This window comes from Martelella sp. FOR1707 (genome assembly GCF_053484265.1).
On sequence record NZ_JBAKFP010000004.1, the window covers coordinates 176,779 to 198,824 of the forward strand.

Consider the following 22,046-nt stretch of genomic DNA (forward strand, 5'->3'; position numbering starts at 1 on the left):
TTATTATTATATTGAATATTACGAAGATAAACATTAAAAATTTCTTTTATATCTTCGGCCTTACGAATCATGCCGACAGGCTTGACGTTCTGCGCCCTTCCCGCCATAACTCCGCGCATGAACACGGCCATCTGCACGATCTGCATCATTATTCGCTAGCGCTTCGCTGGCCGGCCGTTCTTGTCCTGAAAATCCATCCCAGACAGACGACCCGGCTTCCGGGCGCGGCTCGTCATTACGGATTTCGGGAGAGACGACATGGGCAATGCCCTCAGACTCTACAATACGCTGACCCGCGAGAAGCAGGCTTTCGAGCCGATCGATCCGGACAATGTGCGCATGTATGTCTGCGGGCCGACGGTCTATGACTTCGCCCATATCGGCAATGCCCGCCCGGTGATCGTGTTCGACGTGCTCTACCGGCTGCTGCGCCATCTCTATGGCGAGGACCACGTCACCTATGTGCGCAACATCACCGACGTCGATGACAAGATCAACGCGCGGGCCAAGCGCGACTATCCGGACCTGCCGCTGAACGCGGCGATCCGCGCCGTCACCGAGAAGACCGCCGACCAGTTCCACAAGGATATTGCTGCCCTCGGCGTGCTGCCGCCCACAGTCGAGCCGCGCGCGACCGACCATATTGATGGCATGGTGGCGATGATCCAGACGTTGCTCGACAAGGGCAATGCCTATGTGGCGGAAGGGCCGGAAGGCAAGGAGGTGCTGTTCGACGTGCCCTCCATGCCCGATTACGGCAGGCTGTCGCGCCGCAACCTCGACGACCAGCAGGCCGGCGCCCGCATCGCGGTGGAAAGCCACAAGAAAAGCCCGGCCGATTTCGTGCTGTGGAAGGAAAGCGCTGCCGACGAGCCCGGCTGGGAAGGCGCGTTCACAGTCGGCGGCAAACCCGTCGCGATCCACGGCCGACCCGGTTGGCATATCGAATGCTCCGTCATGTCGGAAAAGCATCTCGGCGAGACCTTCGACATCCACGGCGGCGGCCTCGACCTAATCTTCCCCCACCACGAAAACGAAATCGCCCAGTCCTGCTGCGCCCACGGCAACCACATGATGGCAAATGTCTGGATGCATAACGGCTTCGTGCAGGTGGAAGGCCGGAAGATGGCCAAGTCCGAGGGCAATTTCGTGACGATCCATGATTTGCTGGAGACGGAAAAATTCGGCGGCCGGAAATGGCCCGGCGAGGTGCTGCGGCTGGCAATGCTGATGACGCATTATCGCGAGCCGATAGATTTTTCGGTGAAGCGGCTGGAGGAGGCGGAGAATATCTATCAACGCTGGGCATCGGCGTCGTTTGGAGTAAATACATCCGGCTTCTCGCTTGAACCCCAACATCCACTTATGGACGACCTGAACACCCCGTTATTCATCGCAAAGATGCAGGGGCTGCTTAAAGATGCCAACAAAGGCAACAATCAAGCCGCAGTCAGTTTTAAACTTGGTCTTCAGTTGCTTGGGTTTGATCAAATTGAATACGCCTCGCACGAAGTTGCTAATTTTCTTGTTGATGACACGCTGCAAGAAGAAATAGAGGCCGCCGTTACCCAACGCCTCGCCTTCATCCGCGACAAGAACTGGGCCGAAGCCGACCGTATCCGCGACGAACTCGCCTCTCAGGGAATCCAGCTAAAGGATTCAAAAGACAAGGAAACCGGCGAGCGCATCACCACGTGGGAGGTTAAGCGGTGAGCACTGTCGTTGTCGCCCTTCCCTCGCCAATCCCGGCGTACCCTATCGGCGCGTCATCCTCGGGCTTGACCCGAGGATCCAGGCAGCATTTCCCGAGTGGCCTGGATGCTCGGGTCAAGCCCGAGCATGACTCCGAGAGGGTGGGCACTATCCCCGGCAAGGCGCTGGCTGGCCCGACACTCATCCGGGGAGGTCGATCATGACAGGCTACTCCGGCGGTTGCCAGTGCGGGGCGGTGCGGTATCGGGTAGAGGGCGCGCTGGCGACGCCGCATCTATGCCACTGTCGCATGTGCCAGAAGGCGGCGGGGAATTATTTCATGCCGCTGGCGAGCGCGGACAGCGAAGCGTTTTCGTTGACGCGCGGCGCGCCGCGGTGGTTCTTTTCTTCCGAGCATGTCAAGCGCGGCTTTTGCGAGCAGTGCGGCACGCCGCTGTTTTTCATGACCGAGGGCGGCGATCACGTCTCGGTGACGCTCGGCAGTCTCGACGATCCGTCGGCGGTTGTTCCGGCAACGCAGGATGGCGTCGAGGGTCGGGTGACCTTCTTTGCCGCCCTGCCCGGCCTTCCAGAACGCGGCACCGACCGTTCCGACCTTCCCGGTGGAACGGAAGGCGTGGCTGGGAGTAATTGTCAGCATCCCGATCACGACACAGACCATTGGCCGAAGGAGCGTGGCGATGAGCGATGAACGCAGTTTTTCCGGCGGATGCCAGTGCGGCGCGGTGCGGTTTCGCGCAAGTCATCTCGGCCGCCCGTCGATCTGCCATTGCCGGATGTGTCAGAAGGCATTCGGCAATTTCTTCGGCGCGCTGGTGACGGCGGATATCGCGCATCTCACATGGACACGCGGCAAGCCGAAGATGTTCCGCTCCTCCGCAAAGGTGCTGCGCGGGTTTTGCGAGAACTGCGGCACGCCGCTGACCTATCAGTTTTCGGGTGGCGTCGAGCTCGCGATCGGCGCATTTGACGCGCCTCAGCATCTCGAGCCGCAGATCCAGGTCAATCACGACTGCCGCCTGCCGTGGATCGATGCGCTTTTCGAAAAGCCCGGACGCCCGCAGACGGTGGAGGAGGGCGAGATCGTCTCGCGCCAGCACCCCGACCACGACACCGACCAATGGCCGCCCGAAGACGGCGCCGAGGCATAACAGACGCATAAGAATGGCCGCAAAGGCCCGAAGGGATGGAGACCCGACAATGTCAGACCGCGAACGCATCTATTTGTTCGACACAACCCTGCGCGATGGCCAGCAAACGCCCGGCGTCGATTTCTCGGTCGAGGACAAGATCGCCATTGCCAACATGCTCGACCATTTCGGCATTGATTATGTCGAGGGCGGCTATCCCGGCGCCAATCCCACCGATACCGCGTTCTTCTCCAAGAGACGCACCGGCCGGGCGAAAATGACGGCGTTCGGCATGACCAAGCGCGCTGGCGTCTCGGCCTCCAATGATCCCGGCCTTGCAGCGTTGATCGACGCGGCTGGCGACGCGGTCTGTCTGGTCGCGAAAAGCTGGGACTATCACGTCAAAGTCGCGCTCGGCATCTCCAACGAGGACAACCTCGAATGCATCGCCGAAAGCATCGCCGCCGTCGCGGCGTCCGGCAAGGAAGCGCTGCTCGACTGCGAGCACTTCTTCGACGGCTACAAGGCCAACCCCGCCTATGCGCAGGCCTGCGCCAAGGCCGCCTATGATGCCGGCGCGCGCTGGGTGGTGCTGTGCGACACCAATGGCGGCACGCAGCCGGACGAGATCGCGGAAATCATCGCCGCCGTGATCGCGGGCGGCATTCCGGGCGAAAACCTCGGCATTCACGCGCATAACGATACCGGACAGGCGGTCGCCAACTCGCTTGTCGCCGTCAACGCCGGGGTGCGTCAGGTGCAGGGCACGCTGAACGGCATCGGCGAGCGCTGCGGCAATGCCAACATCATCACGCTTGCCGCCACGCTGGCGCTGAAGGAACGCTACAGCAGCCGTTTCGAACTCGGCATCGATGCCGAAGGGCTGACCGAAATCTCCGCCCTCTCCCACGGCTTCGACGAGCTTTTGAACCGCGCGCCCGATCCGCAGCTTCCCTATGTCGGCGCCTCTGCCTTCGCCACCAAGGCCGGCATTCACGCCTCCGCACTGCTGAAAGACCCGAAGACCTATGAGCATGTCGATCCGGCAGCCGTCGGCAACAGCCGCCGAGTGATGGTGTCGGACCAGGGCGGAAAGTCCAATTTCATAAACGAACTCAATCGGCTGGGCATTTCCGTTGCCAAAGACGATCCACGGCTCGACAAGCTGATTGCGATCGTCAAGGAGCGCGAGGCCATGGGCTATGCATATGAGGCGGCTGATGCCAGTTTCGAGCTATTGGCGCTGCGCGAACTCGGCAGCGTGCCGCATTTCTTCCATGTCGACAGTTTCCGGGTCATGGTCGAGCGCCGCTACGACAGCCACGGCCGGGTGAAGAGCGTGTCGGAAGCCGTGGTCAAGCTCGAGATCGACGGCCGCAGGGTGATGTCGGTGTCGGAGGGCGACGGCCCGGTCAATGCGCTCGACAAGGCGTTCCGCAAGGACCTCGGCAAGTTCCAGGGCGAGATCGCCGACCTCAAGCTTGCCGACTACAAGGTCCGTATCCTCAATGGCGGCACGGAGGCGATCACCCGCGTGCTGATCGAGAGCGTCGATGACGACGGTGTGCGGTGGTGGACGGTCGGCGTTTCCGAAAACATCATCGACGCCTCGTTCCAGGCGCTGATGGATTCGATCACCTTCAAGCTGATGAAAAACCGCAAGCTCGCAGGCCGCGCTGCAGCGGAATAGGCGGTTCGTTCAATTCATTTGATGGTTTGATCGCAAGTTTCGTGTGGCGGCGGCGATAACGAAGGTCTATTGCGTTTGGGCAAAAGACTTCAAGGAAACACCATGTCCACCGAAATCCCAGCCGCCCAGGAAGCGCCGGCGCCGCAGGGCGATACCACAAAGGGTTTCGTGCTTGCCTTCATCGTCTTCATGCTGTGGGGCGTGCTGCCGCTTTACATGAAGCTCGTCACGCACCTTCCGACAGACGAAATCCTGGCGCACCGGATCGTCTGGTCGCTGCCGTTTGCAGGGGCGATGGTTGCCTATTCCGGCCAGTCGCGCACCGTCACCGGCGTGCTGCGCCAGCCGAAGATGATGGGGCTTGTGGTTCTGTGCAGCCTGTTCATCACGCTCAACTGGGGCACCTATATCTACGCGGTCAGCACCGCCCAGACGGTGGATGCCGCCCTTGGCTATTTCATCAATCCGCTGTTTTCGATCGCGCTCGCGGCGGTGATCCTGCGCGAAAAGCTCGGGCGCGGCCAGATGGTGGCAGTGGCGCTCGCTTTCGCAGCGGTGGTCATCCTGACCGTGGAACTCGGACGACTTCCGATGGTCGCCCTGCTGCTGCCGCTCAGTTTCGGGCTCTATGCGTTTCTGCACAAGGTCATGCCGGTGGAAGGCACCACCGCCTTCACGCTGGAAGCGATGGTGCTGAGCGGCCCTGCGCTCGGCTATATCATCTATCTGGAAGCCACAGGCGCCGGGCATTTCCTGAACTCGCCGGTCACGGCGCTGCTCTTGATCGGCTGCGGCGCTGTCACCGCCATACCGCTCTTGATCTACGCGAACGCGACCAAGCTGCTCAGGCTTTCGACCATCGGCATCATGCAGTATATCGCGCCGAGCGTGATCTTCCTGATCGCGATCCTGATCTTCCGCGAGCCGCTTGAACTGGCGAAACTCATGGCCTTTGTGCTCATTTGGGTGGCGCTGGTAATCTATACCGCGCCCATGGTCAGGCGCAGGCGCAAGGCATCAGCGCCGGCGGAATAGCGCGGCTCACATCTTGCCGATGATCCGGGGATCGCCGTCCTCGTCGGCGGTCTCCGCCCAGCCGGCCTCGATCGCGGGGATCATGTCGTCGACATTGCCGATGAGCTGCGGACGCACCTGATGGCTGGTGTGGAGGAAGCCCTCCTTCAGCATATGATCCAGCAGTTCTATCATCGGCTGCCAGAAACCGCCGATATCGCCGAGGATCATCGGCTTGGTATGGCGGCCGAGCTGCGCCCAGGTCATGATCTCGACGATCTCCTCGAGCGTGCCGATTCCGCCGGGAAGCGCCACGAAGGCATCCGCCCGTTCGAACATTGTGTGCTTGCGCACATGCATGTCGGGCGTGATCAAAAGCTCGTCGAGCGCCTCGAGTTGGTCGCGGGTCGCTTCCATGTCGACGAGGAATTCCGGGATGATGCCAACAACGTGGCCGCCGTTTTCCAGCACGCCCTCGGCAACAGAACCCATGATGCCCTTGGTTCCGCCGCCATAGACGAGGCCGTAACCGGCTGTCGCGATGGCAGTGCCAAGCGCCTTGCCGGCGGCCATATATTCAGGCGCCGCGCCCGGCCTGGAGCCGCAATAAACGCAGATGCTGCGAATCGGTTTGTCTTGTTTTTTCATGCCGCCAATCAATCCCATTAGCCCGCGACCGGTCAAGTTCATTGCATTTAGACCACAATCGCAGATTTACCCTGTTCACGCTTTGCCGAGACAGCCAATGAACTCTTGTATATATCCGGCACTATGGCTAGCGTTTTCAGCCAATTGGCGTCATCGCCTCTTCGGAGCTCTGAATGAAAAATAACCGGTCCGGTATCGTCATCGCCATCATCCTGCTCGTTCTCATCGCGGCGGGCCTCTATTATTTTACCCGCGAGGATGGTGGCGAGACCGGCAGCACCACGGAAGGCAGCGCGCCGCAGACCGAGCAGAGCGAACCCGCGGACGCATCCGGCGAGAGCGCGAACAGCCCCGACAGCGACAGCGACGCGAACGAAGAGCAGCAGCAGACGGGCCTGCGCATCCCGACCTTTGACGTGCTGCGCGTGGAGCCCGACGGCACGGCCGTCATCGCAGGCGCCGCCGAGCCGCTTGGCGTGCTCGACGTCAAGGAGGGTGACACCGTTGTCGCCTCTTCCAATGTTGGCGATTCCGGCGATTTCGTCGCCATCATCGAAACGCCGCTGACGCCCGGCGATCATCTGATCTATCTGGACGTCACCATGCCCGACGGCCGCACCGCCCGATCGCTGCAGACCGCGACGATCTCGATCCCCGAAACGCCGGACGGCGACCTGCTGGCCCTGATCACCGAGCCGGGCAAGGCCTCCGAAATCATCGCCTCGCCGGATGGCGACGAAGACGCACCCGAAGGCGCCGTCGTTGCGCGCGCCGAGGATGCGGGAACCGAAGAGCAAGACACTGGCGGCCAGCCGTCCGCGCAGCAGAATGCCGGCGGCGACACGACCTCGGCCGACACAGGCCCGACGAGCGGGAACACCCAGCAGACCGGCTCCAGCGATCAGGCCTCCAACCAGGATGCTTCGCAAACGGATGACGGCGGCGAGCAGGAAGAAAAAACCCAGCTTCAGACGGTTACGGTCGAGACCGACGCGGAAAAGACGGACGGGAATGGCGGCGAACAGGCGGCGCCCCTAGTCAGCATCAAGGCCGTCGAAATCGAAGGCAACCGGCTGTTTGTGGCGGGCAGCGGCACGCAGGGGGCCACGATTCGCGGATATATCGATGACGCGCTCATCGGCGATGCGGAGGTGAATGTCGAAGGCAACTACGTTCTCGACGCCGAGATCGACGTTTCAGTGGGCCTGCATACGATCCGCGTCGATATGCTCGATGAGGATGGCGGGGTCGTCGCCCGCGCCGTCGTGCCTTTCGACCGCCCGCCCGGCGACCAGGTAGCAGCAGTCTCCAGCGCGCCGGCGACCAGCGGCGAACAGCAGCAGGACGGCAGCCAGACTTTTACCCAGCCGCAGCTTGAAAGCAGCGACAATGCCGTGATCATCCGCCGCGGCGACAATCTGTGGCGCATCTCGCGGCGCATGTATGGACGCGGCGTGCGCTACACCACGATCTACCTTGCCAACGAGCCCCAAATCGTCAATCCCAACCTGATCCTGCCCGGCCAGGTCTTCTCCGTGCCGAAGGAACCGCTGCCGATCGGGGAAGCGGAAACGATCCACCGCCGCCTGCTGGACGGCATGCCGATCGGCCCGGAATACCATCTGCCGGCGGGCGACCAATAGAAGCTGAAATGCGGCCCGCAAATCGCTGACCGCGCTTTTTTTCGCCGCTCCAGCGCCAGCCCGGGAAAGACCGCGCGCCCGGCGATATGCGAAAAACGTCCCGCCGCCGGCGCAATCGGTTTCGGCCCGCGGCCATTGCAATATCCCCGCGGCGACCTTATGTCGCGGTGAAAGCGGCGCCCCGCGGGGCGCCTTTCATTTTGATACTTCTCTTATTTCGGCTCGGCCTTCAGGCCTTGAGCGCGGGGACAAGCATGGCAGATCGCGGTAAAACCGTGTCAGCGGATTCATCCAATCCGCTTCAGACGATCATCAATCTATGGCCGTATATCTGGCCGGAAAGTCGTCCGGACCTGAAGCGTCGCGTGGTTCTCGCCACCATCGCGCTGGTGGTCGCCAAGCTCATTCTCCTGCTGGTCCCCTATTCCTTCAAATGGGCGACCAATGCGCTGACCGGCGAGCTGGAAATCAACACCATCCTGCCGGCCGTCCTTTTCGGCGCGGTCACGCTGGTGCTGTTCTACAATCTCGCGCGCATCGGCCAGCTCGGCTTCAACCAGCTGCGCGACGCCCTGTTCGCCAGCGTCGGCCAGTATGCTGTGCGCCGCCTTGCACACCGCGTTTTCGTGCACATGCATCAGCTCGCCCTGCGCTTTCATCTCTCGCGAAAGACCGGTGGTCTGTCGCGGATCATCGAGCGCGGCACCAAGGGCATCGAGACGATCGTGCGCTTCACGATCCTCGCGACGCTGCCGACCGTGCTCGAATTCTTCCTGGTCGCAATCATCTTCTGGTGGGGCTACGGCTTCGATTATCTCGCGATCACCGCCGTCACGGTCGTGCTCTATGTCTGGTTCACCATCAAGGCCAGCGACTGGCGCATCGCCATCCGCCGCGAGATGAACGACAGCGACAACGACGCCAACACGAAGGCCGTCGACTCGCTTCTGAACTACGAGACCGTCAAATATTTCGGCAATGAGAAGATGGAGGCGCACCGCTTCGATGCCTCCATGGCGCGCTATGAGAATGCGGCCACCCGTATCTGGACGTCGCTCGGCTGGCTCAATTTCGGCCAGGGCGTGATCTTCGGCGTTGGCATGACGATCATGATGGTGCTGTCGGCGATCTCGGTGAAAAACGGCACCCAGACTATCGGCGATTTCGTGTTCATCAACGCCATGCTGATCCAGCTTGCCATCCCGCTCAATTTCATCGGCTCGGTCTACCGCGAAATCCGCCAGGGCCTGACCGATATCGAGCAGATGTTCGATATTCTCGAGGAAGACCTCGAAATCACCGACAAGCTCGATGCCCCGGACCTGCAGATCCGCCAGGGCGCGATCGCCTTCAAGGACGTGCATTTTTCCTATGATCCGTCCCGCCCGATCCTGAAGGGGGTTTCCTTCGAGGTTCCGGCCGGCAAGACGGTCGCGATCGTCGGCCCGACGGGCGCCGGCAAGTCGACGATCTCGCGCCTGCTGTTCCGCTTCTACGATGTCAATGAGGGCGCGATCACCATTGACGGGCAGGATCTGCGCGAGGTGCGCCAGTCGAGCCTGCGCGAGGCGATCGGCATGGTGCCGCAGGATACGGTGCTGTTCAACGACACGATCGCCTACAATATCCGCTATGGCCGCACGTCTGCGACCGACGAGGAGGTCAATGCCGCCGCAGAACTCGCACAGGTTGGCGATTTCATCCGGCAGTTGCCGGAGGGTTTCGACACCCAGGTCGGCGAGCGCGGCCTGAAGCTTTCCGGCGGCGAGAAGCAGCGCGTGGCGATCGCCCGAACGATTCTCAAGGCCCCGCCAATTCTCGTGCTTGACGAGGCAACCTCCGCCCTCGACACCCATACCGAGCGCGAAATCCAGGCCGCGCTTGACGTGGTCTCGAAGAACCGCACCACGCTGGTGATCGCCCACCGGCTTTCGACCGTGATCGGCGCCGACGAGATCATCGTGCTCAAGCGCGGCGAGATTGCCGAGCGCGGCACCCATGACGACCTGATCGCGCAGAGCGGCCTTTACGCCCAGATGTGGGAGCGCCAGCGCGAGGCGACCCTTGCCGAGGAGCAGTTGCGCAAGGTGCGCGAGAGCGACGATATGGGCGTAATCATGCGGCTCGACCCCGCCAACTGACAAGACCGCCGCAAAACCGACGCACGGCCGTGTTCCCAAGGCCGCGCGCAGCCTGTATTGTCGCCCGTGAGTACCGGGCAACCTAGCGAGGACCAATGACCATTATCGATTCCATCCGGCATTCGATGGCGCCGATCCACAAGGAAGGCCACCGCTTTGTCGCCATCTTTCTGGTGGCGACCCTGATCCTTGGATGGATTGCCCAGCCGCTGTTCTGGATCGGCCTGATCGCCACGCTCTGGTGCGCCTATTTCTTCCGCGATCCCGACCGGGTCGTGCCGCAGGATGACAATCTCGTCATCAGCCCGGCCGATGGCCGCGTCTCCGCGATCAGCGAGGAAATACCGCCGGCCGAAATGGGGCTTGGCGCCGAGCCGATGCTGCGCATCTGCGTGTTCATGAACGTGTTCGACTGCCATGTGAACCGCGCGCCGATGGCCGGCCGGATCACCGGCATCCACTATCGCCCCGGCAAGTTTCTCAATGCCGAACTCGACAAGGCGAGCGAAGACAATGAGCGCAATGGCCTCGTGATCGAAACCGGCCACGGTTTGATCGGCGTGGTGCAGATCGCGGGCCTCGTCGCCCGCCGGATCGTCTGCTTCTCCGAGAACGGCGACGTACTTGATGCCGGCGAGCGCTTCGGCCTGATCCGCTTCGGTTCGCGGCTCGATGTCTACCTGCCGACGACCGCCACCCCGCGCGTTGCCGTCGGCCAGATGGCGACGGCTGGCGAGACCGTGCTGGCGGGCTTCGGCGGTTTTGATCTTCCGACCGTCGGACGGAAAATCTGATGGATGAAGGCAGCCAGGATCGTGCGCTGGAGCCCCGGATAAAGCCCACGGCCGACAAATCCGGTCGTGGACCTCGGCTTCGCGAAATACCGCTCCGCCTCATCATCCCCAATCTGGTCACCGTGCTCGCGATCTGCGCCGGGCTTTCCGGCATCAGGATGGCAATCGACGGCCAGTTTCCGAAAGCCGTCGCCATGCTGCTGATCGCAGCCTTTCTGGACGGCGTCGACGGCAGGCTGGCGCGACTTCTGAAGGCCTCCTCCAAATTCGGCGAGCAGATGGACTCTCTTGCCGATATCGTCAATTTCGGCATCGCGCCGGCGCTTGTCGCCTATACTTATCTGCTCAATGACGGCGGCACGCTCGGCTGGATCGCGGCGCTGACCTATGCGATCGCGGCCGCCCTCCGCCTCGCCCGCTTCAACGTGATGGCCGACCGCAAGCGCAAGGCGAGCTGGCAGGGCGAGTATTTCGTCGGCGTCCCCGCGCCGCTTGGCGCGATCATCATGCTGTTGCCGGTCTATCTCGGCTTTCTCGGCATGGAGCTCGGCCGCGGCGTGGCGCTGGCCTCAGCCGCCTACACCGTGCTCATCGGCTTCCTGCTGATCAGCCGCCTGCCGGTCTGGTCCGGCAAGAGCCTCGGCTTCACCGTCCGGCGCGATTTCGCGCTGCCGATGATGCTGGTCGCCGTGCTCTCGGTCGCGCTGTTGTTTGCCTATACCTGGCACGTGATGATCGCCGGCTCCGTGCTCTACCTCCTCAGCCTGCCGCTCGGCGCCCGCGCCTGGCACCGCAAATACGGCACGCTGGTGATGGAGGATGACACCGAGGACGACGAGGACGACGACTTGCCGCGCAAGAACCGGCTGGATCTCGATATTTGATGGGCCGCTTTGCATAAGATTGCGCCGGCTCTGATGGACGCCAGTTACGCCCGAAAGCCTTGCCGCCCATAATCTCCCCCCTTGAGGGAGAGATGCCCCGACAGGGGCAGAGAGGGGTGAACCCTTTCGGCGAATTCGGAGCTTGGGGCTTATGCCCATACCCCTCTCTGTCGCTTTCGCGACATCTCCCCCTCAAGGGGGGAGATTGGGGCTGCGCGGTTTCCCGAACCGAAAATCGGAGACGGATTGTGGGTCTGCCAGCTAACCACCAGGCAACCGCCCTACCCTCCCTCAAAACAAATCCATCTGCCCCGGACCCTCATCCTCAGGCTCGCCCTCCAGCGCCGGCCCGATCGGCTCAATCAGGTCTGCCCCCATATTGCGGGCGTTGCTGACGGCCTTCGAGACCGGGAGGGCCTCGAAGAAATCGGCGGGCGGCGGTTTCATCAGGTCGGCGACTTCGCGCGGTTCGTAATTGCGGCAATCGAGCCAGCGTTCGTAATCCTCCGGCGCAATCACCACCGGCGAACGCTCGTGAATGTGCGCGATCACGCCGCTTGAGGCTGTGGTCAGGATCGTGCCGGTATCGATCTCCGTGCCGTCGGCCCCCAGCCATGGCGACATCAGGCCGGCAAAGGCGATCACGCCGCCATGGCGCGGGCGGATCCAGTAAGGCTGCGCGCCGCCGCCGGTCCTGCGCCATTCGAAGAAGCCGGAGGCCGGAACCAGCGTGCGGAAATGGCGCATCGACCCGCGAAACGCAGGTTTCTCCGCCGCGGTTTCGCTGCGCGCATTGAACAGCAGCGAGAACGCACGTGCATCCTTCACCCAAGCGGGAATCAATCCCCAACGCACCAGAAGCGCATTGCGCCCCTCCCCGCCGCCGGTCAGTTCAGATGCGCTCACGACCATCAGGATCGGCTGCGACGGCGCGATGTTATAGCGCGGCGGGAACGGCTCGATGCCGGTAATGTCGAAAGCCTCGCCCACCTCTTCGGGGGTTGCTATCAGGCCGAAACGTCCACACATTGCGCTTTGAAACTCATCCTGAAGACGGAAGGCGCGCCTTCCTTGAATCATCCATTGGGCTTTGCCACCCGTATATAGCATGACAGAGACGCCAAAACCCGCTTCCTCGGTGATCATCCGCCGGAAAGACACGTTCCTGCTGGTGCGCCGCGCCAATCCACCGGCGAAAGCCATGTATGCCTTTCCCGGCGGCAAGGCGGAAGCGGGCGAAACTGAAGAACAGGCGGCGATTCGCGAGCTACGGGAGGAAACCGGCCTAACCGCCGAAAATGTAAAGCTGTTTTCCGTTTATGATCTGATCGACAGGAACGAGACAGGCGCGGTGACCAGCTTCTACCGACTCAGCGTCTTCCTGGCGAAGGTCGATGACCGCGCGATCGCGGCGGCGGCCGATGACGCCGACGATCTCGGCTGGTTCACGCTCGCCGATATCACCCGCCTCAACGTGCCTTCCAGCGTGCGCGAATGCGCCGAGGCGCTGGATCGGGAGCGCCGCGACACTGTGGCGAAAGAAGCACATTAGCGCCGTGAAATAGGCGCCAACGCGCTGCAATTAACCGGAAATTCACTTTTTCGGACAGCCGCTCTGACACGAGCGCGAAAAAATTGATAGCATGACCGACAAAGACGAAGCCGACAAGGATATGCGATGAAGCCGAACGCCAACGAGATCGACGACATGATCGTGCGCGAAAAGATGCAGGTGGCTCTCGAATATCAGAACGAAGCCTGGGCTGACGGCGTTGCCGATGGCATCGAGCCCGAGATCATCGCCGATGCTGCGCTCGCGCTTGCGATGCGCGAAACCGTTCGGATGATCGGCGAGGAAGGCGCGGAAGCCATGCTCGAATCGCTGCGCGAACGCATGCTCGCCGGCGAGTTTTCGCCCGAACGCATCCTGCAATAGCGCCTCCGACTTTCTTTCTCGCAAAACGCCCGCGACTTCAACCATTGACGAATCCATTGCGCCGCGTGACAACACGAGCGATTGCCTCCGTTGAAGGGAACGCGCGCGGCTTGCTTGTGCGCCCTGCCTGCGACCCTACATCTTGAATTCGGGCCGGCCCGATGCCGCCGGCATGCCAGAGGATATGATCATGGCTGAGATCCACCTTCCGGAACGGGCCGTCATCACGCTTGCCGGCGATGACGCCGAACATTTTCTGCAGAACCTTATCACCACCGACCTCGACAGGATCGGCCCCGCCGAGGCGTGGCCCGGCGCGCTTCTGACGCCGCAGGGCAAGGTGATGTTCGACTTTCTCATCAGCCGCACCGACGCGGGATTTGCGATCGAAACCCATGCCCAAGACGCCGCCAGCTTGCTGCAGCGGCTGACGCTCTACAAATTGCGGGCAAGAGTGACGATTGCTCAGGAAGAGACCGAGGGCGTGACGGTCTTCGCCGGCGACGCGCCCGAAGCCGCGGTGACCGATATGCGTTTTTCGCCCGCCGGCACGACCGTAAAGCGCCTGCCCGGCCGCCATGGCGAGGCGGATGAAGCGGCCTATACCGCGCTCAGGATCGAGGCCGGCGTGCCGGAAATGCATGCCGATTACGCCCCGCAGGACGCCTTCCCGCACGACCTTCTGTTTGACAGGAATGGCGCGGTTTCCTTCAAGAAGGGCTGCTTTGTCGGCCAGGAAGTCGTCTCGCGCATGCAGCATCGCGGCACCGCCCGGCGAAGGCTGGTGATGGTGCGCGGCACGGAAGCCCTCCCCGCTCCCGGCACGACGGTGCTTGCGGATGGCAAGCCCGCCGGCGAAATCGGCTCGGTCGCGGGCGATGCGGCGATGGCCATCCTCCGGATCGAGCGGGCCGCTTCGGCCGAAAGCCTGACGGCCGGCGATGTGGCGGTCACCGTCACGCCCTATGGCTGGAGCGGCATCACGCTCGAAGCATCCGGGGCGGAATAGCCCGATGCCGCCGAAGAACGACAGCCGCGCCTGGCAGCGCATGCTTTCGGGCCGAAGGCTCGATCTCCTGGACCCCTCGCCGCTCGATGTCGAGATTTCCGATATCGCCCACGGGCTTGCGCGGGTGGCACGCTGGAACGGCCAGACGCTGGGCGAACATGCCTATTCGGTCGCCCAGCACTCGCTCGTGGTCGAGGCGGTGTTCTGCCACATCACCCAGGCGAATGCCGACGATTGCCAGGCGGCGTTGCTGCACGACGCGCCGGAATATGTCATCGGCGACATGATCTCGCCTTTCAAGGCGGTCGTCGGCGGCGGCTACAAGGCGGTGGAAAAGCGGCTGGAAGCAGCCGTGCATCTCCGCTTCGGCCTGCCGCCGCATCCCCGCCCGGCGCTGAAGGCCAGGATCAAGACGGCCGACAAGATCGCGGCCTATTTCGAATCGGTCAGCCTCGCCGGCTTCTCGATCGCCGAGGCAAAGCGCTTCTTCGGAGAACCGAACGGCATATCCATAGACATGCTGCCGATCGAGCCAATGCCGACAGCGCTTGCCCAGCAGCGTTTCCTCGACCGGTTCGGCGAAATCGAGACAGCCCGCGCAGCGCTTCAGAAAACGGCAAAGAAATCCGCCAAATGAGCGGGGCGATCATCGTTTCGCCGCTCGAGCGGATCGGCGAGATGTGCGCCCGACACGGCTGCCGGCAAATGATTTCGCTGATGGCCGCGGGACATGATTTCGCCCGGCCCGGCATGATCGACCGCCACCTCGTGCTGCGCATGAACGACATCGCCTTTGCCGGCGCCGGCGATCTCGTGGCGCCGGAACGCGCCCATGTCGATCAGATCATCGATTTCGCACGGCAGTGGGGCGGCAATGGGCCGCTGCTGGTGCATTGCTGGCTGGGCGTCTCGCGTTCGCCGGCAGCGGCCATGATCGCCGCCCTCGCGGTCGCGCCAGACATCGATGAGGATGCACTGGCGAAGGCGTTACGCGCTGCCTCCCCCTCCGCCACGCCAAACAGGCGGCTGGCGGCGCTCGGCGATGAAGCGCTTCAGCGCGGGGGGCGGCTCACTGCCGCCGTAAAAGGTATCGGCCGCGGCCGGGACTGCCGGCTCAACGCGCCTTTCAGACTTGATCTCGATGATCTTGCCATCACGCCGTTGCGCCATAGGTAGAGTATCCGTAACCTTGGCCCACGATATTTGAGACGAATAATAAGGACTCATTGATGGATTCGATAGAGAAGCAAGCCTCCGACCTGCTGAATGCATCCAGCGATTTTGCCGAAGCGATGATGGCCCTGGTCGTCACCTACGCATTCTCGGTGCTTGGCGCGATTATTCTGCTGATCGTCGGCTGGATCGTCGCGGCGATTGCCCAGCGCTCCGTCAAAACCGCTTTCATGAAGTTCGACAATGTCGACAAGACACTGGCCGGTTTCTTCGGCGCGATCGCGCGCTACGGCATTCTCACCATCGTCATCGTCATGGTGCTTGGCCAGTTCGGGGTGCAGACCGCTTCGATCCTCGCCGCTCTCGGCGCCGCCGGCCTCGCCATCGGTCTCGCCCTGCAGGGCACGCTGCAGAACATCGCCGCCGGCATCATGCTTCTGGTGCTGCGCCCCTTCAAGGTGGGCGAGTATATCTCGACTGGCTCTATTGACGGCACGGTGCAGGAGGTTGGCCTGTTCGCCACCGAGCTCAAGACCTTCGACGGCCTCTACCGGCTCGCGCCGAACTCGACGCTCTGGAATGTCTCGATCACCAATTATTCCCGCGTCGCACAGCGCATGCACGAACTCGCCATCGGCATCGGCTATGAGGACGATCTCCGCAAGGCGATCGACATCATGCTCGATCTGGCGAAGAACAACGAGAACGTGCTCTCCGATCCCGAACCCTACGCCTTCGTCAAGGAGCTCGGCGACAGCGCCGTGGTGGTGGCCATGCGCTACTGGGTGCCCGGCCCGCTGTGGTGGAAGACCACCCATGTGATGACCCGCGACGCCAAGCTCGCCTTCGACGACGCCGGCATCTCGATACCGTTCCCGCAGGTCACGCTTTCGACGCTTGACGATGATGGACTTCCGGTAAAGCCGGAAAAAAGCGAGCAGGCTGAGAACGAACAGGCTGATACGGCAGAGAAAAAACCGGCAGCCAAGGCTGGCACCAAGCCGGCGAGCAAACCAGCCGCAAGGGCCAGTGCAAAGAAACAACCCGAATGATCGGAGCCCGGCGATGAAAGTCGCAGAACTCAACATCTATCCCATGAAAAGCGCGCGCGGCATCACCCTTGATGCCGCGTTTTGCCGTGCGAGCGGCCTTGAAGGCGATCGCATCGCACTACTGACGGAGCCGGATGGCCGTTTCATCACCCAGCGCGATCTGCCGGCGCTCGCCCGGGTAACGGCGCGTCCGGGGCCGGACGGGCTTGTGCTGTCGATAGAGGGCAAGGGGGAGATCGAAACCGGGCCTTCCAGCGAGCAGCGGATCGATGTCACCGTCTGGAAAGACACGGTCAACGCGGCGGCGAGCACCGGCGCGGCCGATGCCACACTTTCGGACTGGTTCGACCGTCCGGTCCGCCTCGCCTTCTTCGATAACGCAGCACAGCGGATCGCAAGCCGCGACTGGATAGGCGACGAAACGCCGGTTTCCTTCGCCGACGGTTTTCAGGTGCTGGTGACCACCACGGGGTCGCTTGCCGCGCTCAATGCCGATCTGAAGGCCCATGGCGCGGAAGAGGTCGGCATGGAGCGGTTCCGGCCCAATATCGTGGTCGATTGCGACGAGGCCTGGGCGGAGGATGGCTGGGCGGGCATCGAAATCGGCGGCATCGCCTTCGATTTCGTCAAGCCCTGCACCCGCTGCATCATGACCACGCAGGACCAGACCACCGGCTCGCGCGAAGGCGCAAACCCGCTGCCCGCGCTCGGACGGCTCCGCATGTCTGCAGACCGCCGGGTGCCCGGCCCGCTGTTCGGCTGGAACGCGGTGCCGCGCGGCGAAGGCATGCTGCGCGTCGGCGATCCGGTCACCGTCACCAAAAGCGCGTCGGAGCGCTGGCCGCTGAAGAGGCGGGTGTGAATACGGCGTCAGGCAGAGCCGCCTTGACGCCGTCAGAATGACAGACCGAGGCTCGCGAACCAACCTTGCGCCCTGTCGTCTCCGTCCAGCCGCGCGCGGTACTGCACGTTGAGGTCGATGTGCGACATCGGCGCCTCGTACTTGTTTTCGCGGAACCAGTAGCTGAACTTGACGCCGGGGCCGGCGCCAAGCGCGAATTCGTTGGCATCGGTGCTGTTATAGTCAGCGGCGATCCCGAGATAGGGCGTGAGCACGAATTTTCCGTCGTCGCCGCCAAGCTTGAAGCTGCGCCCCAGTTGCGCGTAACCGTCGGCGAAGTTCTGGTTGCTTTCGAGATAGCGCCCGACCTCGCCGAAATACTGGCCCGTCCACCATGAGGACATTGCCGGCATCAGGTCGGTGTTGAAGCCGCCGGAGATCGCCGCCCGCAGCAGGTAATCGTCCCGGCTGTCGCGACCGATCTTGAAGTAGCGCGCGCCCTCCACAATGAAGTTGTAATCGGAGAACGGCTTGATCCGGATCCCCGCCGCGCCCTGCATGGTCGAAGCGCCAACCGGACCGTCGAGCGAATCATAGAGCGTGGTGAACTGGCGCAGGAACAGGTCGACCGTGCGCCCGTCGCGATAGCCGAACATCGGCGGACGCCAGTATATCTCGGTCCCCACCTGCATCACCTCACCGGAGGAAGCCGCCGGGGACAGATAGCCATCCGAGATGCCGCTTGTGCCGTAGATCACGCTGGCATAGGCGCCCCACTGGCGCGAGACGTCGCCGATCTGGCGGCGGAGATTGAAGCGTTCGGTTTCGGAAAGCGGAAAGACGCCGGCATCGGCCTGGTCGATCGCCTGTTTGAACAGGTCGACCGCTTCTTCATTGCGATAGTCCCTGACGGCGGCGTAACCGGCGTCAATCAGTTGCGCGCCCCGCAACTGTCCCTGATCATAGGCGTTCTTGAAGGACTGATAGGCGATGTCCTTGTTGCCGACGCTCGCGGCAAGATAGGCAATATCGGCGGAACCAAGCGGCGCGAGCGCGCCGTCCTCCGAGGCCTCGGCAAACATCGCCCTCGCCTCCCGCTTGCCGTCCTTGGCGGCGGCAAGCCTGATTTTAGCCGCGGCGACGTCCGCTTGCTCGATCTCGCTTCCGGCCAGGGCGCCGGCCCGGTCGAGCGCGCTGCCGGCGGCGTCATAATCCGCCATCGCGGTCAAGGCTTCGCCGCGTTGCAGCCAGACACCGTAGCCGGCAGCATCGCCGAGCGGCTGCAGCGTTCGATAGGCCAGCAAGGGGTCGGAGGTCGCCATTGCCGCGGCGGCGAGATCCAGCCTGAGCTGGCGGTCAGCGTCCGCCAGACCGGGAAACTCTAGCGCGCGCGAAAAATCGGCGAGCGCCGCAGTCTGGTCGCCGCTCTTCTGTTCCAGCACGCCGCGCCGGCGCAGAAGCTCGCGGTTGTCGCCAAGCGCCGCGATCGCCCGATCCGTCGCCGCCATCGCGGCTTTCGTGTCGCCCTCTCCGTTCAGCAGATCAATCAGCAGCAGGCGGAATGACAGGTTTCCGGGCGCAAGCCGGACGGCCTTTCGGGCATGGTCGACAGCGCTCGCCAGATCGCCCTTGCGCTGGGCGGCATAGGCCGCGTCCGCCTGCCTGTCGGCAGGGCTTGCCTTTCTGGCTGGCGGCCGGCTCGCCGCCGCTTCGGCATTCTTCAGAAGCGTCTGATAGTCGGCATTGTCCGGCGCGAGTTCCACAGCCTGCCTGGCCTGATCGACAGCCTTGCCGTATTGTCCGGCGGCATAGGCCTTGTAGGCGGCGTCCGCAGCCTCATAGGCGGGGCTTGTTTCCGAAACGCCGCCGCTTGCCGCGTCCGGCTGATTTTTTAGGTCGCGCGCGGTCTCGGCATTCTTCAGCAGGGTCTTGTAGGCCTCATGATCAGGCGCCAGTTCAACGGCCTTCCTGGCCTCCTCCACCGCCTTGTCATAATCGCCCGCGCTATAGGCGCGATAGGCAGCGTCGGCCGCCTGATAGGCCGGACTGCTCTGCGAGAGCGGCGGCGGAGACTGGTCGTCGGCCAGAACGGCAGGCGCAGCCATGGAGAGCGCGATTGCAGCAACCGCCGCCGACAGGGCGAGCCGGGACGCGGCATTGCGGAATGAGCGTTTCGTGTTTGTCGCTGCCATGTTCATATCGCCTTTCCGGCAACAGGTTGGAGTGGCGAAAGCGTCCGGTTCTCGCGCAATCGCTCGATCCTGCGGCGCTGCTCGGCCAGCGCCTCCTCGATCGCCTGGTTGAAGACCACATCCCGGGCGGCGAGATAGGCCCCGATCAGTCCGTCGCGCTGGGGAGAATAATCGGCAAGCGCCGCCCGCAGCGCTTCCGGGGAGATATCGCCTCGTTCGACGAGAATATCGCCAAGACGCGGCATCTCGTCACTGAGAGGGCGAGAAACGTGTCGGCCGTCCGCGATATCGCGTTCGCAAAGAAGGTCCAGACCCGCCGCGATCTGGCTGTCGCGGACAATGCAGATTTTCGGCATTTCGCCGCACGCCGCGACGATTTCGGCGAGCGCCTGGGGTTCCAGCGGTACTGCGGTTGCCACCATCACCTGCCCGTCGTCCTGCACCGGCAGGACGCGCAAGCGAAGACAGAGATCGGTGGAAAGCCGGCCGCGGGCGTTCAGCACGTCGTCTTCTGAGATCGTCCGCATCTCGTGACCCGCCTGGAAAGCCACGGCTTCGGCCAGCACCTCCTCGTGAAGCCAGCCTTCATCGAGCAGGATACGACCGAGCGGGCGGCGCTGCTGATATTGCTTCGCCAGCGCCTGATCAAGCTGGGCGTCGTCGATCGCCTGCCAGGTGACGAGCAGATCGCCAAGCTTCGCGCTGCGCTCCACCAGTCCGTCGCCCGACGGGAAGTCGTGCATGGTCTTGTCCCAGACCAGTCGCTTGCCGGTCACGAGGTGGGTGACATACTGCTTGAGCGCGCGCGCCATCGCCATGAAGTTCACGAAATTGCCGACAACCATGCGCGGGATCGACAGCACTCCATGCTCCCAGCCGAAAGTCCGCGACGTGAAATAGAAGCGCTGGACGACGCGCAGAACCAGCGCGACCGCGTTCAGGATCAGCACGACACCGACCCAGCCGTGAACCGAAAGCAGCGGTGGATATGTCGCTGTAAACAGGCCGAAGCTGATGGCGAAATGGAAGACTATATACTGGAGCGCCAGCAAATAGGCGAAAACGGTGACGAAGCTGGTGACGATCGCCTTTCTGTCTCTGAGCAGAAAATAGCGGTCGACCAGCGAACCGTACCAGCCGAAATAAGCCCAGCCCTGGAAGCAGATGCCAAGCGACCACCGCGCCTTCTGGCGATAGGAGGTGCGGAACCTGTTGGGAAAATATTCCTGAACGCAAAGCGGCATGCGGACAGTCTTCTCACGCTCCGGCCCAAAGCCGAACCAGCTCTTGCGCCGCATTTTATAATCGACGGTGAAGCGCGCGAGGATCGAGCGCATGCCGTGTTCGGCAAGCCGCACCCCGATATCGTAATCCTCGGTGAGCGTCTGGGTGTTAAATGGCTGATTGTCGGTTTCGGCCGAAAGGGTCAAGAGCGCCTTGCGCGAGAAACATGTTCCCACGCCGGCGGACGGCACCATCCCTGAAAGAGCCTCGCGCACGACGATATCCTTCCCGTGCCATTCGGCGAACTCATCCATGTATACCCCGGCCACGAGCTCGTACCAGTTGCGCTCCAGCGAGTTCACAGGAATCTGAATCAGGTCGATCCGCGGCAGCAGGTAGTTGAAGAAACGCAGCTCCAGCGGATGAAGAACGTCCTCGCTGTCATGCAGAATGGTACCCGCGAATGTGATGCCGTGCGTCTTCTCATGGGCGAAAATCGCCTGGACGACCCAGTTGAGGCAGTCCGCCTTGCAGGTCGGCCCGTCATGGGGAACCTCGACGCGCACAAGCTGGCGGTAACGCTTGCGCATCCGCTCGACCTCGTCGATCGTGGCGCGGTCATTGCGATAAGTGCCGACGAAAATCGTGTAGTTCCGGTAGTCGAGCGTGCGCACCATGCCCTCGATCATGGCCGCGATCACGTCATGCTCCAGCCAGGCGGGCACCATGATCGCCATATGCTGTTCGGGTCGGTTATGAAGCTGTTCCGGCTGAAGCGGCTGGTAGTGGTGTTTCCTGGCCGCGAACCGCCGCTTGATCGCCCGCGCATAGAAAATCGCATCGATGAAAAGATCGTCGAGGCACGACAGCAGGATGATCACCGCGACGATCGCGGTGAAATCCTCCAGCAACCGATAATAGTCGGCGAACAGGAATGGCCAGTAGAGCTCCATGATTGTCGG

Annotated in this window: 20 protein-coding genes; 16 read left to right on the forward strand and 4 right to left on the reverse strand. The window is 62.7% G+C overall.

The features are described 5' to 3' along the window. Positions 1–258 precede the first annotated feature (258 nt). The 5 genes from cysS to rarD all read left to right on the forward strand — a co-directional run bounded on the left by cysS (position 259) and on the right by rarD (position 5,568). Positions 259–1,713 (forward strand): cysteine--tRNA ligase, encoded by a 1,455-nt coding sequence (gene cysS, locus V6765_RS12230; protein WP_448429123.1) that lies wholly within the window; start codon positions 259–261, stop codon positions 1,711–1,713. Between the two features lie 199 nt (positions 1,714–1,912). Next, positions 1,913–2,404 carry a GFA family protein gene (locus tag V6765_RS12235; RefSeq protein ID WP_448429124.1) on the forward strand — a complete coding sequence of 164 codons (492 nt, stop codon included), beginning with the start codon at positions 1,913–1,915 and terminating at the stop codon, positions 2,402–2,404. Continuing rightward, a complete protein-coding gene (locus V6765_RS12240; protein WP_448429125.1) occupies positions 2,394–2,864 on the forward strand; it encodes a GFA family protein in 471 nt (156 codons plus the stop codon). Before V6765_RS12235 ends, V6765_RS12240 begins: the two co-directional genes overlap by 11 nt. 49 nt (positions 2,865–2,913) lie before the next feature. Continuing rightward, a complete protein-coding gene (gene cimA, locus V6765_RS12245) occupies positions 2,914–4,533 on the forward strand; it encodes a citramalate synthase (protein ID WP_448429127.1) in 1,620 nt (539 codons plus the stop codon). A gap of 102 nt (positions 4,534–4,635) precedes the next feature. Beyond that, positions 4,636–5,568: an EamA family transporter RarD gene (gene rarD, locus V6765_RS12250; protein WP_448429129.1), complete on the forward strand. Its 933-nt coding sequence runs from the start codon at positions 4,636–4,638 to the stop codon at positions 5,566–5,568. A gap of 6 nt (positions 5,569–5,574) precedes the next feature. Here rarD and V6765_RS12255 read toward each other — a convergent pair whose 3' ends face one another. Next, entirely contained in the window at positions 5,575–6,195 is a 621-nt protein-coding gene (locus V6765_RS12255; RefSeq protein WP_448429131.1) for an LOG family protein, read from the reverse strand. A gap of 173 nt (positions 6,196–6,368) precedes the next feature. Between V6765_RS12255 and V6765_RS12260 the strand changes: the two genes are divergently transcribed. From V6765_RS12260 to pssA, 4 genes are all read left to right on the forward strand, one after another. Then, positions 6,369–7,838, forward strand: a complete 1,470-nt coding sequence (locus V6765_RS12260; RefSeq protein ID WP_448429133.1) for a LysM peptidoglycan-binding domain-containing protein — start codon at positions 6,369–6,371, stop codon at positions 7,836–7,838. A 254-nt stretch (positions 7,839–8,092) separates the two neighbouring features. After that, positions 8,093–9,979 carry an ABCB family ABC transporter ATP-binding protein/permease gene (locus V6765_RS12265; protein ID WP_448429135.1) on the forward strand — a complete coding sequence of 629 codons (1,887 nt, stop codon included), beginning with the start codon at positions 8,093–8,095 and terminating at the stop codon, positions 9,977–9,979. A gap of 95 nt (positions 9,980–10,074) precedes the next feature. Further along, positions 10,075–10,773, forward strand: a complete 699-nt coding sequence (locus V6765_RS12270; RefSeq protein ID WP_448429137.1) for a phosphatidylserine decarboxylase — start codon at positions 10,075–10,077, stop codon at positions 10,771–10,773. Continuing rightward, a complete protein-coding gene (pssA, locus tag V6765_RS12275) occupies positions 10,773–11,657 on the forward strand; it encodes a CDP-diacylglycerol--serine O-phosphatidyltransferase (RefSeq protein WP_448429139.1) in 885 nt (294 codons plus the stop codon). The genes V6765_RS12270 and pssA overlap by 1 nt, the downstream gene beginning before the upstream one ends. A gap of 291 nt (positions 11,658–11,948) precedes the next feature. On the opposite strand, the gene V6765_RS12280 is transcribed toward pssA, so the two are convergent. Next, positions 11,949–12,686, reverse strand: a complete 738-nt coding sequence (locus V6765_RS12280; protein WP_448429141.1) for an SOS response-associated peptidase — start codon at positions 12,684–12,686, stop codon at positions 11,949–11,951. 79 nt (positions 12,687–12,765) lie between these two features. On the opposite strand from V6765_RS12280, the gene V6765_RS12285 reads away from it, so the two are divergent. The 7 genes from V6765_RS12285 (at position 12,766) to V6765_RS12315 (ending at position 17,689) form a co-directional block, all read left to right on the forward strand. Further along, positions 12,766–13,209, forward strand: coding sequence for an NUDIX hydrolase (locus V6765_RS12285; RefSeq protein ID WP_448429143.1), 444 nt, complete (start codon positions 12,766–12,768; stop codon positions 13,207–13,209). A gap of 126 nt (positions 13,210–13,335) precedes the next feature. Beyond that, positions 13,336–13,593: a hypothetical protein gene (locus V6765_RS12290; protein WP_018066457.1), complete on the forward strand. Its 258-nt coding sequence runs from the start codon at positions 13,336–13,338 to the stop codon at positions 13,591–13,593. Positions 13,594–13,783: 190 nt separating this feature from the next. After that, positions 13,784–14,602 (forward strand): CAF17-like 4Fe-4S cluster assembly/insertion protein YgfZ, encoded by an 819-nt coding sequence (gene ygfZ, locus V6765_RS12295; protein WP_448429146.1) that lies wholly within the window; start codon positions 13,784–13,786, stop codon positions 14,600–14,602. A gap of 4 nt (positions 14,603–14,606) precedes the next feature. Continuing rightward, positions 14,607–15,239, forward strand: a complete 633-nt coding sequence (locus V6765_RS12300; RefSeq protein ID WP_448429148.1) for a YfbR-like 5'-deoxynucleotidase — start codon at positions 14,607–14,609, stop codon at positions 15,237–15,239. Continuing rightward, complete coding sequence (locus tag V6765_RS12305; protein ID WP_448429150.1) at positions 15,236–15,778, forward strand: tyrosine phosphatase family protein; 543 nt, start codon at positions 15,236–15,238, stop codon at positions 15,776–15,778. The genes V6765_RS12300 and V6765_RS12305 overlap by 4 nt, the downstream gene beginning before the upstream one ends. A 62-nt stretch (positions 15,779–15,840) precedes the next feature. Next, positions 15,841–16,827: a mechanosensitive ion channel family protein gene (locus V6765_RS12310; RefSeq protein ID WP_448429855.1), complete on the forward strand. Its 987-nt coding sequence runs from the start codon at positions 15,841–15,843 to the stop codon at positions 16,825–16,827. 13 nt (positions 16,828–16,840) lie between these two features. Continuing rightward, on the forward strand, positions 16,841–17,689 hold the full coding sequence (locus V6765_RS12315; protein WP_448429152.1) for an MOSC domain-containing protein: 849 nt from the start codon (positions 16,841–16,843) through the stop codon (positions 17,687–17,689). Between the two features lie 32 nt (positions 17,690–17,721). On the opposite strand, the gene V6765_RS12320 is transcribed toward V6765_RS12315, so the two are convergent. After that, complete coding sequence (locus tag V6765_RS12320) at positions 17,722–19,860, reverse strand: NfrA family protein (RefSeq protein WP_448429154.1); 2,139 nt, start codon at positions 19,858–19,860, stop codon at positions 17,722–17,724. Positions 19,861–19,862: 2 nt separating this feature from the next. Beyond that, positions 19,863–22,037, reverse strand: coding sequence for a glycosyl transferase family protein (locus tag V6765_RS12325; RefSeq protein WP_448429156.1), 2,175 nt, complete (start codon positions 22,035–22,037; stop codon positions 19,863–19,865). Positions 22,038–22,046: the final 9 nt, after the last annotated feature.